At 46.9% G+C, this 17731-nt stretch carries 14 protein-coding genes; 4 read left to right on the top strand and 10 right to left on the bottom strand.

The window, feature by feature from the left end; genetic code table 11:
* Positions 1 to 16: 16 nt before the first annotated feature.
* Positions 17 to 985, top strand: coding sequence for an ABC transporter ATP-binding protein (locus tag AC3ITG_RS27800; RefSeq protein ID WP_413379838.1), 969 nt, complete (start codon positions 17 to 19; stop codon positions 983 to 985).
* Positions 986 to 1080: 95 nt separating this feature from the next.
* Positions 1081 to 1758: a M14 family metallopeptidase gene (locus tag AC3ITG_RS27805; protein ID WP_489251948.1), complete on the top strand. Its 678-nt coding sequence runs from the start codon at positions 1081 to 1083 to the stop codon at positions 1756 to 1758.
* 114 nt (positions 1759 to 1872) lie between these two features.
* On the opposite strand, the gene AC3ITG_RS27810 is transcribed toward AC3ITG_RS27805, so the two are convergent.
* The 5 genes from AC3ITG_RS27810 to AC3ITG_RS27830 form a co-directional block, all read right to left on the bottom strand.
* Positions 1873 to 2280 carry a MerR family transcriptional regulator gene (locus AC3ITG_RS27810; protein WP_379447941.1) on the bottom strand — a complete coding sequence of 136 codons (408 nt, stop codon included), beginning with the start codon at positions 2278 to 2280 and terminating at the stop codon, positions 1873 to 1875.
* A 24-nt stretch (positions 2281 to 2304) separates the two neighbouring features.
* Complete coding sequence (locus AC3ITG_RS27815; protein ID WP_413373709.1) at positions 2305 to 3786, bottom strand: alpha/beta hydrolase family protein; 1482 nt, start codon at positions 3784 to 3786, stop codon at positions 2305 to 2307.
* A 173-nt stretch (positions 3787 to 3959) separates the two neighbouring features.
* Positions 3960 to 4406, bottom strand: coding sequence for a FixH family protein (locus AC3ITG_RS27820; RefSeq protein WP_413373710.1), 447 nt, complete (start codon positions 4404 to 4406; stop codon positions 3960 to 3962).
* 17 nt (positions 4407 to 4423) lie between these two features.
* The gene (locus AC3ITG_RS27825) at positions 4424 to 4876 is read right to left on the bottom strand and encodes a disulfide oxidoreductase (protein ID WP_413373711.1); all 453 of its coding nucleotides are present in this window, start codon (positions 4874 to 4876) and stop codon (positions 4424 to 4426) included.
* A 311-nt stretch (positions 4877 to 5187) separates the two neighbouring features.
* Positions 5188 to 6816: a copper amine oxidase N-terminal domain-containing protein gene (locus AC3ITG_RS27830; RefSeq protein WP_489251949.1), complete on the bottom strand. Its 1629-nt coding sequence runs from the start codon at positions 6814 to 6816 to the stop codon at positions 5188 to 5190.
* A gap of 329 nt (positions 6817 to 7145) precedes the next feature.
* Between AC3ITG_RS27830 and AC3ITG_RS27835 the strand changes: the two genes are divergently transcribed.
* Complete coding sequence (locus tag AC3ITG_RS27835; RefSeq protein ID WP_076291194.1) at positions 7146 to 7352, top strand: hypothetical protein; 207 nt, start codon at positions 7146 to 7148, stop codon at positions 7350 to 7352.
* 674 nt (positions 7353 to 8026) lie between these two features.
* Positions 8027 to 9130, top strand: coding sequence for a stalk domain-containing protein (locus AC3ITG_RS27840; RefSeq protein WP_489251950.1), 1104 nt, complete (start codon positions 8027 to 8029; stop codon positions 9128 to 9130).
* A gap of 155 nt (positions 9131 to 9285) precedes the next feature.
* Here the strand turns inward: AC3ITG_RS27840 and AC3ITG_RS27845 are convergent, their stop codons facing one another.
* The 5 genes from AC3ITG_RS27845 to AC3ITG_RS27865 form a co-directional block, all read right to left on the bottom strand.
* Positions 9286 to 10332, bottom strand: coding sequence for a hypothetical protein (locus AC3ITG_RS27845; protein ID WP_489251951.1), 1047 nt, complete (start codon positions 10330 to 10332; stop codon positions 9286 to 9288).
* A gap of 69 nt (positions 10333 to 10401) precedes the next feature.
* Entirely contained in the window at positions 10402 to 12090 is a 1689-nt protein-coding gene (locus AC3ITG_RS27850; RefSeq protein ID WP_489251952.1) for a DUF6138 family protein, read from the bottom strand.
* 303 nt (positions 12091 to 12393) lie between these two features.
* Positions 12394 to 14046 (bottom strand): extracellular solute-binding protein, encoded by a 1653-nt coding sequence (locus tag AC3ITG_RS27855; protein WP_489251953.1) that lies wholly within the window; start codon positions 14044 to 14046, stop codon positions 12394 to 12396.
* A gap of 99 nt (positions 14047 to 14145) precedes the next feature.
* Entirely contained in the window at positions 14146 to 15738 is a 1593-nt protein-coding gene (locus tag AC3ITG_RS27860; protein WP_413373721.1) for a response regulator transcription factor, read from the bottom strand.
* Complete coding sequence (locus tag AC3ITG_RS27865; protein WP_413373723.1) at positions 15713 to 17473, bottom strand: sensor histidine kinase; 1761 nt, start codon at positions 17471 to 17473, stop codon at positions 15713 to 15715. Before AC3ITG_RS27865 ends, AC3ITG_RS27860 begins: the two co-directional genes overlap by 26 nt.
* Between the last annotated feature and the right edge of the window lie 258 nt (positions 17474 to 17731).

Here is a 17731-nt window from a genome sequence, read left to right on the forward strand (position 1 = left end):
GAATATCGTCATGACTATGATTACAGCGCGGCATCTGCAAAAGGAATTCAAAACCCCTGTGGTACGTGAGGGCCGGTTCTCCGGCCTTCGCACCTTGTTTTCACGTGAGTATCTGTCTAAGGAAGCGGTTCGAGACATTAGCTTTGATATTGGCAAAGGAGAGTTTGTTGGATATATCGGCCCGAATGGGGCTGGCAAATCCACCACGATCAAAATGCTGACGGGTATCCTTCATCCGACCTCGGGAGAGGTATTGCTCGATGGCATGAATCCACACCAGGAAAGACGCCGCACGGTTGGACGTCTCGGTGTCGTGTTCGGACAGCGCAGCCAGCTCTGGTGGGATCTGCCTGTGAAGGATTCGTATGATATTTTGGCCGAGATGTACGGAGTCCGTGCGGAGGACAAAACGAAACGATTGGCCCAGTTCGCCGAGCTGCTGGATCTGGAATCGTTCTGGTCTACACCTGTCCGCAAGCTCTCGCTTGGACAGCGGATGCGTGCCGATCTGGCAGCTTCCATGCTTCATGACCCGGAACTGCTTTTTCTCGATGAGCCAACGATTGGACTGGATGTAAACGCGAAGCGGAACATTCGTCAATTTCTTCGTACATTAAATGAAGAGTTTGGCAAAACGATTTTGCTGACCACTCATGACATGGACGACATTGAGCAGCTATGCAGTCGGGTGATGGTGATCAATCACGGTCAACTTACGTATGACGGCTCGATCCCTTCTCTGCGCGACACCATCGGTCTGCCAACACTTATCCGAGTTACGTATCGCGGCTCGTATCATATCCCAGATGCTATATCATCCGCCATTCAGATCACAGGGGCAGAGAGCCAGATCGTCACTGTCGAAGTAAACCGAAAAGAATGGAGCACAATGGACATTCTGAAGCAGCTCGAACAATGGGGCGAGATTGAGGATGTCGAGATGAAAGAACCGGATTTCGAGGATATTATTCATCGAGTGTATTGACAGGCCTATTTTATTCAGAACTGGATGAGGGCCTGTTCAAATGCCGTTACATGCGGGAAGGACATGACGTACTGTAATAGCGGAGGTGAAGTGTCATGCTTGTTACCAAACACACACTTGCTGCATCCAGTGCACACGCCACTCCCTATTACCTCGTTCGAGGCACGAAGCCCGGACCCGTTATCATGATTACATCGGGAGTTCACGGAAATGAAACCGCGAGCATAGCCGCTGCGCAGAAGCTGGCTAATGACTGCATGGCAGGGCGGCGACACGTGGTTCGCGGACTCCTCATTATTGTTCCACGAGTGAATCAAAAGGCTTATCGAAACAAAAGCCGAGGAAAACCTGATTTAAATCGCACCTTCCCGCGGCATATTTCTGGCAAAGCCAAACATCCTCTTGCTTCCGCTGTCTTTCGGCTTGCCCGTCAATATGGACCTGCCTGGTGGCTGGACCTGCATGAAGCCAATGGATTATCCCAACGCAGCTCACGGGTACTGGGACAAACCCTGATTACCAATCCAGGCAGCATGGCTGTTCCGGTATGCAAACGAATTATAGGGCGAATGAATCAGTCGATTCCCATTCGTGACAGGCACTTCAATCTAAAGCAACACGAGTTGCCCGGTTCAGCACGAACAGCCGCAGCTCGCCTGCTTCAAGCCCGCTCGGTTACGGTGGAGACCTGCTGGAGTCTGAACCGATCAGACCGGATCAAGTATCAGACGGAAATTGTGCACCATTTCCTGCGCGAAGCAGGCCTGTTTTGAATTGCTTGAATCGTTATGAAGAGCCGGAAACATAAAAGACACCTTCAAAGATATCTCTCACGCCAAACGCGTCAGGGATGATCTTCGAAGGTGTCTATTGGTTACAAGATTACCTTATGAATTGCCATCTTCCTTGTTGATCCGAAAAGATTCAATGTAATTGTGAATATCATGCTCTGGCGTCAGGAGCAACCCGGCAAGAAGCGTCTGCATCTGCTGCAGGTTATCGATATGCAACTGAATCTCTTCAATTCGGTCACGTACAAGTGTTTTTAGTGCTTCACTCTCCATGTCCTCCTGACTGAGCAGTTGCAACGTATCCTGTATTTCCTTTAAGGAATAACCCAGCGATTGAGCATCCTTAATGAATTTGACCTTAACCAGATAATCCTCGGTATACACACGATATCCGTTGGACGAACGACGGGGAGCAGGCAGAATTCCACTGTCCTCGTAATACCGGAGCGTTGCCATGCTCACACCCGTACGTTTGGCCAACTCTCCTCTTGTCATGGTTTTCATGCTACTCCTCCATCCATCTCCGCGTTATTCCGCCTGATTGTTCCGCACCTTGGTATACTTGGTATCATAAGTGGCCTCGGGAAAACGGTCTGACGGCCCTTCCAGCAAAGGCTGCTGCTCTTCTCCCTTCAAGTAACGGTCAAAGAATGCCAATGTATATGATCTTGTAATGTCCACATTATGCTCTGGTGTTATGCCTTTGGCAAACATGATAGGTGAAATTAACGGAATATCCGTGAAACTCTGATGGAAGAAATGATCCACGGTCAAGTAATACGTGTCATTGAGACTGCTTGTCATCACCCGATCCAAATCCGGTTCAAACTCGGGATAAAACACTTTATCCTTGGCACTGGCGTTCGGGTCCAAACTTTTGGCTGTTCCACCCGACATGATATACATAAACGGCTGTTTCAAGGCTGTCGTGGATACGGTTCCCCAGAATCCGCCTTCCAAACTGAGCCCTGCTTTGAAACGGCTATCCTGCGCTAGCGCTTCCGCTGTTGTCGCACCACCATAGGAGTGACCAAAGATACCCACATGATCCAGATCAAGCTTGCCTTCGAGCAGTTGATTCGGATCATGTTTATTCCACTGGGTGAGCGTATCCAGTACAAAACTTGCGTCAGCTGCACGAATGCCAACACCTTCTATATTATGTTGATATAGTTCCTCTGACGTTGGATAGTCAGGATCCGGCTCATAAGAAGCAACATGTCCATCCGGGAATGTTACTTGAGCAGATGTATATGGATGGTCGATCCCAACAACAATATAGCCGTGGCTTACCAGTTCCTCAATTGCGGTCATACTTTGAAAGCGTGCTGAGCGTATTCCAGGTGAGAACAGCAATACTGGATACTTGCTCTGTGCGGCAGACACCTCAGCGCCTTTAACAACATGCGTGGGAATCGTATCAAGGTAACTGAACACCATCGGTGGAATTCCAAATACGAGACTAATCGCCTCTCCCAACTCGGCAGGATAATGCTCTAGCGGCAATCCTTTGGCTGTTTCCTGGTCTACAGGATACCAGACATTGATCATAAGTTCTCGCTTATCACCCACTTCAGCCGTCTTGGTTTCTTCCCGAGATTCATCCGTTAACTGCTGCGAATAGGTGCCTATGGCGAATGAACCTGTCGGTTCAGGCATCGTGAATGCAGGGAAAAGAGACGTCAGCACAATTGAACCTGCACTGAGAGCCAGCACCAGAATAGATGCCAAGATGGTTTTGAACCCCGAACGACGTTTTGGTTTCTGTATGTTCTGCATATGGCGTCCGGACTTCCACAGTTGAATCGCCAATACAATCAGTAAAACAAGGGCCACGATATAGGTGGGCAGCAACTGCACACGAAAATGATCAATTACCCCATGCAGCAGGATAGCCAATGCCAGTGCCGACAACGTACCAACTCTCACTGCCCGACGTTTGGGAGCCGTCAACATGACTACTGCGCTAATAACCGTCACAATGACCAAAATCCATTCCAAAATTCTCATCGATCTTACCTCCAACATGTTGTAGTACATCAAGGATAAACATTGAAGTATACTTCAAGGTCAAGGTATAAAAACGAGAAATTTACAATCGCTAATTACACGTGCAAAAACCCGATAAACGACGCGGCCGAAAGTGGCTTGTACGTCAACATTATCGGGCTGTATTCATCGATTTATTCTTCCACAGTTACCTTCGTTCGGGGCATGGTATGCATTGCACCAGCAGTGACATGGACCTGAACGATATAGACTCCGGTTTGCTCAAACGCGTAGCTTGCTTCGTACAAACCTTCACCTGCTGATTTCGCGGTGATGGCTCCCTTGGCTTCAAGCTCTTCTGCACTCATCATGCCTTGTTCCAGAGATGGTGCCTCGGGTTCGTCCTGTTCATTCCAGATCTGAAACTGCACATGGTCCGCATCATTCACAGGCTGCCCCCCTTGTGTAAGCTGGATTTGCAGGGCAACATTTTCCTTAATGGACACCTTGTCCGGTACCATGAGCTTCACCTTGATCATCTCCGGCATCTCACCTGACTGGGTCTGCTTCTGTTCCGAACACCCCACGATCAGGAGGATCAGAATGATGAAGGGCATGAACCAACGGACTTTTCCGCTCATCAATCATCTGTCCTTTCTTATGAAGAAGATTTTGCTGTTTTGCCAATTCCCCAGAGCATAACAATAATGATGATAAATGCGATCAGTGCAAGTAACGGAATCGTGATAAAACCAAACCAGTTCAAGTAATCGGTATAACACGGAATTTGTCCGCATGCCACTGAACTGCCCGTAGCCGAGTAAATACGCTGAATCGTTACATGGTATAACGAGATTCCGCCTCCAATGAAACTAAGCGGAAGAACATATTTGGTGATGCCCACGTCATCCTTGAAGTAGGCAATGCCCAGTAAAATCGTTAACGGATACATGAAGATCCGTTGGAACCAGCACAGATCACAGGGGATGTATCCCTTAATCTCACTAAAATAAAGGCTGCCTCCAGTCGCAATGACTGATATGGCCCAGGCAATAAACAGACGGGTATCAATATTTTTTGCCCGTCGCTCAGGCTTTGAAGCTGTGTCCATCCGCTTGAACCCCCTTTTCTTGTTTGATCATACCGAATAATAATACAACATACATGACTCCAACGGGCTAGCGATTACGATTATGTACAGTCCACCACCGTACCGTGATAAATAACAAGTTGCGGCGAGGTTGCTGACTCCCTTGATTATACCAAATATTTGAATATTTTGATGCGGCCTTTTTGCGTCCATGTTATGCAGAATGGATTGCAGATTCACCGAGTAGGATGAGGTCAAGGTTGCTGAAACGACAATAAAAAAAGCTGCCGTATGGGGGGCAGCTTTTTTCGTTCTTCTTTTATAAATAGTGATTACATGGATTTAGTTAGCGTGATGGAGCCATCTTTTTGCGCCCATTTTACATCCCAGCCAAGAAGCTCAGCGATGAAACGCAGTGGCACTTGTGTACGTCCATCTTTGTTAACAAAGACCGTTGCACCCACATTTTTCTTCATGCCGTTCACTTCCATAACGTTGTTGTTCACCCAGAACTTCAGTGTATCATTGCCAGCCATTACAGTTACTTGTTGTGCTTTTTTATCCCATTTCACGGTTGCACCAATTCCTTCGCTCAGGAAGCGCAGTGGAATGTAGGTTGTGTTTTTCCAAAGCATTGGTGTGGTGTCCATGTTGGTTGTTTTGTCATTGATTTTCAGCGTTTTGCTGTTCAGCTGCATCCATACGGTTGTTGTATCTGTTTCAGGCATTGTTGGTGTAGTGGGTTGCTCTTGGAATTTATCATTGAATTGCGTCACGATTGCATTACCCAGGGCTTGACCTACACCAAACATGACTTTGAATCCTTCACGATTGGTCGTGTACGAACCTTCGTAGTTAGCCGCAGCGTATTGATCCAATACTTGTTGTACTTGCTTCTCATGTGTCGTCAATGCTTGTAGTCCGGCAGCTTTTGGCAGGTTACCCGCTGTAGCGGAATCCAGGAATGTCGCGAACTTCGTTGTGAATCCGTCAATACGTTTCTCGACAGCTGCACGAGCTGTTGCATCACTGTTTTTAACCGCTGTTACATAGTCACTTTGTGCATTCACGTGGTTGGTTACCCAAATTTTCTCGAACGCATTGGCACCATCATTACCGTAAATGGAAGCGATCGCTGCTTTGAAATCTGCTGTGTTTCCAGCTTCAGCCGTAACCAGAACATTGGATGCTGCTGTGCGACCATCATATTGTTCTTGCATTTGCAGAGCCGACAGAGCAAAGTGCTCAGAAGCCAAGTGATTCAATGCAGATCTCAGATCAGCTGCTGGTGTGTCCGCTTTGCTGTTCTCGAATTTCTCAGGCATTTGTGTTGTAATTGCTGTGGAAAGTGCTTTACTCACATCGAACATTTCTTTGAAACCTTCACGGTAAGCTTTGTATGCATCTGTGTAATCACCTGCTACATATTCATCAAATACTTTTTGCACGAGATCTTCATGTACTCTCAGAGCATTTTTGGCTGCTGCTTTTGGCAATTTGCCTTCCGTTGCGGTGCTGAGGAATGTAGAGAATTCTTCTACAAAACCGTTGATATTATCCTGTGCCTTTTTGATTCCAGACTGGTTACCCATTTTAGTTGCTTTCACAAGATCGTCTGTATATTTGTTATGAGCGCGGAAGATACGTTCGAATTCTTTGGCTCCTGCATCACCGTAAAGGGAAGCGATTGCCGGCTGCATATCCAATGCATTTTGGTCGAGTGCTTTGTAAGCTGCGTCTGCATCTTTTGCTCCGTCATATGCCTTCGCCATTGCGGTTACTGCGAGTGCAAAGTGTTCGGATAACAGGTGATCCAGGCTCGCTCTTAGGTCAGCAGCAGGTGTATTGACACTTGCCTTCATTGTAGTCATCGGTGTCTGTGGTGCTGCAGCAGCCCCGGCGATTCCTGGCATCAATAACGTCAAGCTCAGCATGGGTGCGATAAATTTCTTCATTTTCATTACGTGTTCACTCCTCGGTTAGTTTTGTTTATCCTTTGTTTCCTCGTCGTCGTCTTCATAGGGTGTAACGCAGGGTTCTTCAATCTGGATCACCTCTCAGGGCAAAAAAAATTGCAGCCTCCGTCCAGGAAAGCCGCAAATACGCGCCACAACAAGGTTTATCTCAAATTCAAAATTTTAAAATTATAGTGATCCGCTCCATTCAGCACTGCATACATACTGTAAGTGAAGGACTTTATTTTCCTTTATTTATCAACAAAAGCTTACATCCAAGGTAAACTTGAAGTACAATGAACAGAACGATTGATTTCAATGAAGGAGGTCATCGCATGACATTGCTGCCCTATATTTTAATTGTTGGCATTGCCCTGTTCGGTGGAATTGCTACAATGATCATCGGGAATTCGAAAGCGAATCAGACCAGCAACCCCGAGTATGATCGGAGGACCAAGCAAAATCTGAGCAAACTTACCTATGTATACGTTGGTGCCATCGTTCTTGGCATAGGCGGTTTCATCCTGTATTTAGTAAACTGAATAGCCTTACTCTCAGCAAAGTACATGTCTGAACTTTTCCAGTAGTTCAAGGTTTCGTTGTACATATGGGATGGTTTGGCGAACCATTCCCCTCTCTCTTATGATGGCCAAGAGTCCACGTATCACCCACAAATGCATTTGTTCATAAAGAACTTTCCTGCTGAAAGACTTACCTTCCTGTGTATACCCCTGCTCAAAATCAGCTACAATCTCTCCCACTTCTCTCTCTGTAACAGATGTGGGAATGGAGGAAGTCAGCGCGGCTGCCACATCGAGATGAATATCCCCTCTCCTTGCTTCTCCAACATCTATAATGTGAATGCTCTCCTCTGTAAATAACAAATTCCAAATGCCAAGATCCTTACACATGTTTACAAGTTGGAGATAATTCAGAATTATTCTGGATATGTTCAGCGGGTAATATAAAGCCATAAGGACAGCAAGCCATTATAAAAAACAAAATATATAAGTTGAATCTGACTTTTACACCATAACGGAGAGGGCAGAACCAATCTGAAGAAGCGTAGCGTTCGCCTTTATCCCCGGATTTCCCCCTTATAAAAGGATTCAAGAAAATCTGGGGATAAGAGCGATCGGAAGTTGGTACTGCACTCGGAGTGGTAAGGTGTAAATCCCCCAAATCAACTTATATAAATTAAAGGAGAGTTTTACACATGAAGAAAAACTTGAAGAAATCCGCAGCAACGATGATGGTACTGGGCATGACATTAACAGGAGCAACAGGCGTATTCGCAGGTACTCAACTGGAGAAAATCTCGGCATATCTCAACCATGGGATCAGCTTCAATGTAGATGGCGCGGCATACTCACCAACGGATGGCAATGGCAAGAAACTGGCTCCAATCACTTACAACAATTCAACTTATCTGCCTGTACGTGCCATTGCTGATGCGCTGCATGTACCTGTATCGTATGACGGTAAAAAAGGACAGGTTATCATCGGAGAAGCTACAAGCAATCCTTCCACTTTGAGCAATGTAACCTATAGCGTAGCGCAAAAAGAAGCCATTCAAAAGGCGTTTGCACAGTTTGATGGCTTCGAGACAGCATACGCTCCTCAACAAATGATTGCGGGTGACACGTTCAAAAGTGTAGGCGCTGGCGGCGACGGAGTAGACTTTACTTTCACTCATATGAAAGTGGATGTGTCTCCAAGAGATTATTCGGACGGTTACAATGGCAAAGACGTAAAATTGTCCAATGGCGTCACAGCCAAATGGTATACACCAGATCAAACGGGTATGCTCACGTTCAAACTGGATGATCGTTATGTCACAATAAGCTCGCCTGACCATAAGCTGTCTCAGGCTCAGTTGCAGCAAGTTGCTGTATCTGTGCAAAAGGTACAAGGCAATGATCAGGGCGTTACGGGCTTCGCTGATGTGAAATATACACAAGACCAGTCGGCTGCCATCCGCAAAGCCTTTGCGAAATTCCAAGGATTCGAGACTGCGTACGCACCACAACACATGATTGCCGGGGATTCATTCAAAAACGTAGCTGCTGGCGGGGATGGTGTAAACTTTGTTTTCAATCACATGAATGTCACTGTGTCACCTAAAGACTATTCCTTCAGCTATGACGGTAAAAATGTTAAATTGCCAAATGGCATTACCGCCAAGTGGTACACACCGGATCAAACCGACATGCTGACATTCAAACTAGATGATCGCTATGTGACTCTCAGTTCGGCAAATAACGCATTGACTCATACACAGCTGGAGCAAATGGCTGTATCTGTGCAAAAAATGAAATAAAATAAAACGACATATAAAACACACATCATTCTGCTCTTCCTATGAAAGCAGATTTGATGTGTGTTTTGTCTTAATATCACTAACGACTATAGATATCCTCAGCTGATCGAGGATGGTTCGTTTAAAATTGCTGTTGCCTCTTGTCTGCAATATGATCACACCGACAAACCCGCTAAACGAATCACTCTCCGATAGTTCATATAATCGATCATATCCTCCCAATCCAATTCCCCTGCATTACTATCACGATAGTATACGGCCGCAGCGGGCAGGAAACCGACCAACGGACCCATGCCACCACAAATCATCGCGCCACCGTCGCCACCTTTGGGCATCATGTTCCCAGACGCATCAAGCGTAAGCTCATAGTTATAGGGGTCTCCAGCAAACTGGACACCAAAAAAGTTGGGCAGCTCCAAGTCATACGGACGGTCATTCTCAACTACTAGAAAAGGGTCCGACTCTGCCGATTCATCCACAATTCCCTCCACCTCTTCGAGGCTTCCAAAATGCTTCAATTTCATCGTGTAGTCGAAGCTGTCTCCCCATGGAAATAACGTGCGACAGCCCCCTCCGTACAGATACTCCCACTCATCTTCAGTAAGCAAACCAAAACCCGCTTTTGCTTCTTCATCGATTAAATAATCCAGCGTCAAATCTTCATTGAACCAAAATATCTGTACTACCTCACCTTGACGAACCAAACGAAACTCTTGATGCAGTTCATACTGATTAAGATCGGACAGCTTGAATTTCTCCAACTCTTCGGCAAAATAGGAACTCTCTTGCGCCATCGCTTCAGCTTCCGTCAATTCACTCCAGCCAAGTGAATGGTTGCTGCACTCCACCAACATGGGAGCAATGTGCACTTCCCTAACTGGAGACATCTGGCTACTTAAAAAAGAATCCACGTCATCCACACCATACTCACTGACCATCTCCAGCAAATCAGTGGAAGTCTGCTCATTCATTCCATCCTGACAGCGATCCCAGCCGAGTGTCACCCGATTACCAGGCACAAACACAAATCTCTGCTCATCATACGAAAATACACCTGTCTCGATTCGCTGACCGAATCGTTCAAATGACTCCAATCCTTCATACTTCATACCTGTCGGAAAATGATTGACCAAATCACGCAGCAGCTTCTCCTTTTCCTGAGCAGACAACCCTTCCCATACATCCCGATTTAATGGCTCCATACACTCATCCACCTTTACTTGTATCCTTATACATCACATCAGCCTTGAAAAGCCCTCACGGGTATATCCTTATTTCCCTGCGGCCTTTAACAGCTCTAAAAGCAACTCTTTCCGTCTTCCCTCAGCCTTGCGTGCCAGCGTTTTAAGCTTCTCCACCTTGCCCCAGACTGGATAAAGCACACGCTCCACTTCATAGGTTTCCATTCCTTGCAACGATTGGACCAGAAGTTCAAGTTTCTCCTCATCCTCCAGCTCTGGCTGGATCTTCATCTTTAGGGAATCCGTAGAATGACGCAGGCAGGCAACTAGTGCAGGTACGGAACTGGCCGTTACACCATGTATCTCAGCAAAGGCAACGGTGAACTTATCCTGTACCAACTGGTGCTCATCATCCACTTCACCCATGTAATATTCAACCAAAGGGAAATACCGCTCATCCGACAGTCCAAGTCCAAAGGTTGCATAACTGCCTGGCATACAGTTCTTTTCACCCTCTGTATCCGCATAAAATTCGAACTCTTCGATCGCCGCACGTGCATATTCTTCAAGCAGCGGATGCAGCTCCGGGTACTCCAGCGCGTTTGAGAAAAATCGATGGGTATCCGACTTCGCAAGCCCTTTAACAGGCAGATACTTCTTCACGCTGGATTTGAGCTTGATCTTGTAACTTTTGGGGAAGCCCTGCTTCAGCAAACGGGTGATAAAACCAAGGGCTTGTTCGTAGGCAGATGCTTCTTCCTTGCGAATGATGATGGTAATGATCGCGAACACATCGTTGGCTGTGCATTCCACCTGCTCATCTTTCAAATGGATATCTTCCTTGGCATAGGTTCCGCTACCTTCCGTCATCATGCGAACCGCACGGCTACTACCCAATTGTTTGGCCAGTTCCAAGAAAGTAAGGCCTTTCGGTTTACTGTAACTAGGCTCATAACGAAGAATCATCACAGCTGCATATAGCAGCAGATCAATAGGCTGTGCCACATGATGCCCATACTCACTCTGTGGCTGGTCCTCCTCCAAAGAAGCATCTGGCTTAAGTGTATATACATTGGCGCTGTACGCAGAAGGCTGTACATCAAAGTAGAGTGGCAAAAAATGATTATCTGCCCATGACGTTATCGCACGGATAATGTCACCACGATGCTCCGCCAGGGCTTCCTGACGCCCTTTGTTTAACTCCTGAATGCGGTCATATTGCGCTATTGTCCACGCTACGTCCAGTTCAGGGAACAATTTCGGATCAAGCAGGTGACGCGTCAAAAAAAAGGATTCCAATGGCTTTGTTGGATATGAACCTTCCAGCAACTTTTGGTCTACGTATGTATGAATGCGCTCAAGCAACTGCTGCCTTTTCCCTTCGTTGATATATTCGAGCATGGTCACTTGCAGCTTTCCTTCTGTCGTTGGGAATTTCCCGCGAAAGGTAAAACGATAGTCGATCAACGGTGTATCCGCCAGCTCGTCCAATTTCCCCTGAACAACCTCTACAAGCCTGGGCTGGATCTCATTCCGTACCTGTTCCTCCGTAAAGGGACCGGTCTTCTTCGATTTCAATCCTTCATCCAATCCAAGATCCACACTGTCTACCGTGGTCCGCCCAGGTCTGTAATCCAGCAAAATATCATTAAAGATCCCCATTTGCAGCGTTGTTCGCTTCACAGCCTTTTCCAGGTCACCCCGCTTCATCTGTTCATCAAACCATTCATGAATTACCGCAATCATTTCTTCCATTGCCTGATCATAGAGTGTACTCATGCTTCGACCGCCTTCCCATTTATCAGATCATTCCTCAAACCATCTATGCTAAAAATACGTATTGTTGTTCGTATATTACCTAGTATTTTACTCTCTCAGGCACCAGCGAAACAATAAGTCTTACGCACGGTTGTACGCCGAGAAATTAATAGATAAGCTCTTCCGTACATGTCTATGCGTCCCGCACACAAAACAAAAACACCGGATTCAGGCGATTTCCCGCCCAAATCCGGTGTATTCACGAAATACTTCTTCCTTCTTTTATTACTTTAGTATGATTCATCTGGTGAATCATTCACGCTATTAATTGACTGTCTTGAACCATTCATTGACTTCAGTTGTGATTTCATCGCCACCCATGGATTTCCACTTCGTTACAAACGCGTCGAATTCATCAATGCCAACCTGACCGTAAATGATTTTGCTGAACGTATCTTTCTCCAGCTTGTCGAGCGCGTCTTTCTTCATTTTCATCGTATCCGTAGGTGCACCCGTGAATTTGTTCTTGATTGCATCATCCTTATGAGCTACCACGACTTGAGCCGCAGCGAACACTTCCGGTTTGTTTGCAATACTTGTATTTTTCTCAAATGGTGTTTCAGGTTCCTTGCCTGTAGCAAGCTCAGCCAGTGTATCCATCATCAGGTTCGGAATACGCGCACCATCATAAGTGAGTGTATACTTCAGTGGGGATACGCCGTCTTTCAAATCAGCTTCGCCAAGCACTTTGCCATCTACAATATCAAAGTCATATCCTTGGGCAAAGCCATGTTCGAACTCCCCACCCACTTCTGGATTGGCGAAGTTATCAAACAAATAATTTTGATATGTGAAGAAAATTTCTGGGTTTGCCATATCCTTATTGATCAACACGACCCCGTTGCCGGCACCTGAACCGTGGTGATGGCTCTCGCCAGTCGGTCCGGTTGGCAGGGCAATTGCTTTGTAGGTAGCGCCGTCCACATTTTTCTTCACATCATCAATCGGCCAGTTCGGCATCCAGTGTGGTCCCACAATGATTCCGGCTTTTCCTGCTGTAAACAGTTCGGCTGCCTTAATCTCATCATATACGCCAGCTTCCTTCGGCAGATAGCCTTTGGACAACCAGTCTTTCATCGTTGCAAGTCCTTCTTTCACACCCGGTTGAATCGAGCCGTAATCCAATGTTCCTTCTGCATTCAAATTCCACTGTCCCGGCATTGTGTTATACATTCCGAAGATCCAGCCGGATTCGGTCATCCAGGTATTGAGAGCAATTTTCATGCCGACCGTCAGACCGTACGTATCTTTCTTACCGTTACCATCCGGGTCTTTATTCGTGAATGCATCCATCACCGTGACGAGCTCATCGATCGTTTTTGGTTCTTCCAGTCCCAGCTTCTTCAGCCAGTCTTCACGGATGAACATAACCGGGTCGCCGTTGTAGGCATAGTCGAAGATCGGGATACCATACCGTTTGCCTTCATACATGTACGGGTACCACTCTTCCGGTGCGGATTCGGCAGCCCCTTTCCATGTGTCGGATGCATACTTGTCGAACAGTTCACCTGCATCGGCGAATTTACCCGACTCAATCAACTCACGTACCAGATTGTAGTCACCACGAATGGAGACGATATCCGGCAGCTCTTCGTTAGCCGAAAGAGAGAGGCGCAGCTTCGTGTAGAACGCATCATTGGTCACGGACACAGCCCAAGGTGTGGTCAGGTCGATGCCCAAACGTTCTTTGGCCCATTTGGTGTGCACGTTGTTCTGTGCTGTCTCTCCGTTCTTAAACTTTGTATCATCATTCCAGGCTCGCAAATAGCTCATCTGAACCGCAGGTTCATACTTACCGTCTTGCAACGCAAGTGGCGTAGCCGCTTCCTTGGATGGTTCTTCCTTTGCCCCCGAACTGCATGCCGTTACGGCAACCATCGTCAGTGCAAGCAATGCACTCATCATTTTTCTATACATGAAACCCCTCCTCAATCACTTTGAATACCCTTACATGAAAAGGATAGTGCAGCCGGGGAAGCAAACATATATCACAATTTCAATGTTCATATTGATTTGTTAACCGTTCCGAAAATCCTGCGGGGTCAGGCCATAATGTTTGCGGAATACTTGAATGAAATAAGGAGTATTGTTATATCCCACTTCTTGACCGACTTCGTATATCTTCATAGCCGTGTGCTTCAGCAAGTGAACAGCACGTTCCATTCGGGAACGGATAATGTAATCACTGATGCCTTCACCCGTCGATTGTTTATACATTTTGGATAAGTATACCGGATGCAGATGTACCTCCCCGGCAATAACCTGCAAGGAAAGATCTTCGCCCAAATGATGGTCAATCCATTGCTGAACCTGCCTGATCATGCTCGATCCACTTTCCTGGCCCGTGTCGGTTGTGCTTAGAGCCCATTGTTCCATCACGCTCCGGGTCCATGCTTCCAGACTACGAAGTGACACGCCGTAACCATCCTTCAACAGTTGCTGATACTGCTCACCAAGGACATCCGACAACTGTCTGCCCTCCCGATGAGCCATGTACGAGAAAGCGGCTGCGAGATAGTGAAAAGCAACATAGACATGCTCCGGGAACACACTATCCGATAACTCGGCGAAAATCGAATCAATCTTGCGATTGGCATCCTCCATCCGTCCTGCTTCCAACAGTGAGGTTAATCCGGGTGGCTCATACAGCGCCGCAAGTGATTTCAATGTTGCCCCATGGGAGCCGGCAGCCACATTGAGATGTAGTCCTTTGCCTGCTTCCGCCTGCTTGCGCAAGGCACTTACAGCCTGATGATACAATTGTGGAACATGCTCTGGAAAACGGCCTATCCGGCTGACTGACAGTGAAATCGTCGCATTCAAATACTGCTTCACACTGTGAAGCAGCCGTTCTCCGAGCCGCCCCATCAGCAGTTCCGGTTCAGACTGTGCCTGTTTGGGGCTTGCCATGAAGACGAGATCATCATACGCATCGTCCGTATGGCACAGATGATAGCTGCTGCCAAAGATTTCTTCCACGACGTTGGAGATGGCGTATTTCATCAGACGGAATGCCTTGTGCGTTGGCTGTGGGTCATCATAGCGGATGAGCAGCAGCTGCATTTTATCCTGAGGACGGAATCCAATCTCCAATTGCTCTAGCTTCTCCACAAGTTCGCTCTCTGCAAATTTATGTCCAAGCAGCACATCCTTCATTAATCCCGCCCGCTTCTCCGGTAAATGTTCCCTCACCGAATACATGGCGCGCTGGTGCATCAACTGTTTTTCTCCCTCTAGCCGAATCTGGACGGAGGCCTGTTGCACGGCTTCAATCAGCTCCTCATCCCGCACTGGCTTCAGCAGATAACTCACTGTTCCATGACGGAGTGCCTGCTTCGCATAATCAAAGGATGCGTGTCCAGATAAAATGATACATTTGGTCCGCTCCCACTTTTGCCGAATATGACTCACCAGATCCAGACCGGACAAGCCCGGCATACGAATATCGGTGATGATAATATGGACCTGATTTGCCGCCATTTGCTGCAATGCCTCTTTAACCGAGTAAGCCTTATATACATGTCCAATCCCATGTTCCCTCCACGGTATGGAAGCTGCAATCGATTCCACCGCTGAGTGTTCATCATCCACGACCATTAGATTCATCATTAGGATATTCCTCCTCAAACCATCGTATTTCCACACTGAGACCCCCATAAGGGATCGCTGCAAAATGAAGCCCCGAAGAATGACCATATCGTGTAACGAGCCGCTGGTGTACATTCCAGGTACCCGTGCCAATTTCTTCACCCATCGGTTCATTGATTTCCCGCTCAAGAGCGGCAATCTCTTTCGGCGTCAAAGTAACACCGTCGTTATCGACAAACAGACTGTATCGTGTGTATTCCCTTCCATCGATTTGCTCTTGTGCTGCCATGCCTGTAACCACGATGTGGCCGCTACCCTCCATCGGTTCAATGCCGTGAATGACTGCATTCTCTACGATAGGCTGGATCAACAGCCTTGGAATGTGCTGCTGCATCAGTTCTTGCGGTACAGCAATCTCATACGACAAACGGTTGGTGCGCATCTGTTGGATGGACAAATAATTGTCCAACAGCCGAATTTCCTCTTCCACGGTCGTCATATCGTTCTCATCACGTGTGATGTAGCGATAATAATCTCCCAGACTGAGCGACATGGCAATAACCGCTTCGCGGTTGCCCAGCTGTGTCATATTTTTAATATAAAACAGGCAATTGTACAGGAAATGAGGATTAATCTGTGATTGCAGATGCTTTAACGTCGCTTCCCGCGAGCGGATGCGTTCCTCGTACACCTTTTCAATCAGCTCCTGAATCTGCTCGGCCATGTGATTGAAGCTTTGAGTCAGGTACGCGAATTCATCACGAGAGTGATCGACCGGAATTCGTGTGGACAGCTGTCCTTTCCGAATCTGTTGCAGCCCTCTCATCAGACGTTGTATCGGCACCTGTACCTTTCGGTATAACAACAGTGCAGCACCAATACTGAGCACGAGCAGCAGCAAAGTGGAAGTAATGAACATATTTCGACTCTTGTCCATCGGTGTGAGCAAATCATCCAGTACAACCGGGTTAACATAGATTCCGTTCAGCTGTTTGGAGAGCACATAACTGACCAAGTACTGCTTGCCCCCCACCTCCAGCTGATGGTTACCTTCACTATCCAGTTCGGTTAATGGCATGTCCCGCATCACGGCTTCCACTAGCTCGGGGTCCGCACTGCGATTTAACAGAGGCTCGTTGCCCGGAACGAGAAGAAAGGGATCTCCTCCCTGAGCCTCCTTGAAATCATCCAGCATGGCAACAATATTCATCGGGTCAAAATCAATCTCCATCACCGTCCGCACATCTGTGGTCACAGGTTTTTCACTCCACTCGTAGTTATCCGTAAAGAAATAAGTGAAGCTGCCTTCGTTCAACTGCCATCGGCCTGGCTGTGGAAATTTCAACATCTTCTCATTGAAGACCGTCCGGTTCGACATGGTGGATAAGACCAGCTCTGCCTGAGGCAGCACAATGGTTATATCGTTCTTCCAACGGCTGGTGGACTGGTATAGCGACAATTTGTCGAGAATATCGAGATAGATGCTGTTTTTCTCATATTGGCTGGTCGATTCAGTCATGTAACGATAGTGTAAAATGCTTGGATCACGCAGTAAAGTCAGCCCGTAAAGCGAGAGCTGTTCAATATTTTTATCCACCTGAGAGCTAAAATAATTGAACTGGTTCAAGCTGGACTGTTGCTTCTCCTCGACGATCATATCCACGTTCGCCTGATTCGCGTAGGTATATAGCAGCAAGATTGGTACCAGCAAGCAGACCAGCAGCATGACTGTTTTTGAGAATACTGTAAATTTCATTGCTTCACCCTGTCCCGGATTAAAGTAAAGATACACATCGAAGTCCTATTTTATATTGAAACCCCTTACATATCTATACTGAATTTCAAATGAGTCACTATTCGGTATACGTTTTTAACAAGTTAATAAATCAACATCCGCCTTGAAATGTTGTTCTATAGCCCGCCCGTTTCCATTGCTATAATTCAGTTGCTCCACTATTTGCAGAGGCTGACTGGCCTCATTATGCAGAGGCTGGACGATATAAAGGAGGGACCT

This window comes from Paenibacillus sp. GL_099_B (assembly GCF_057835695.1).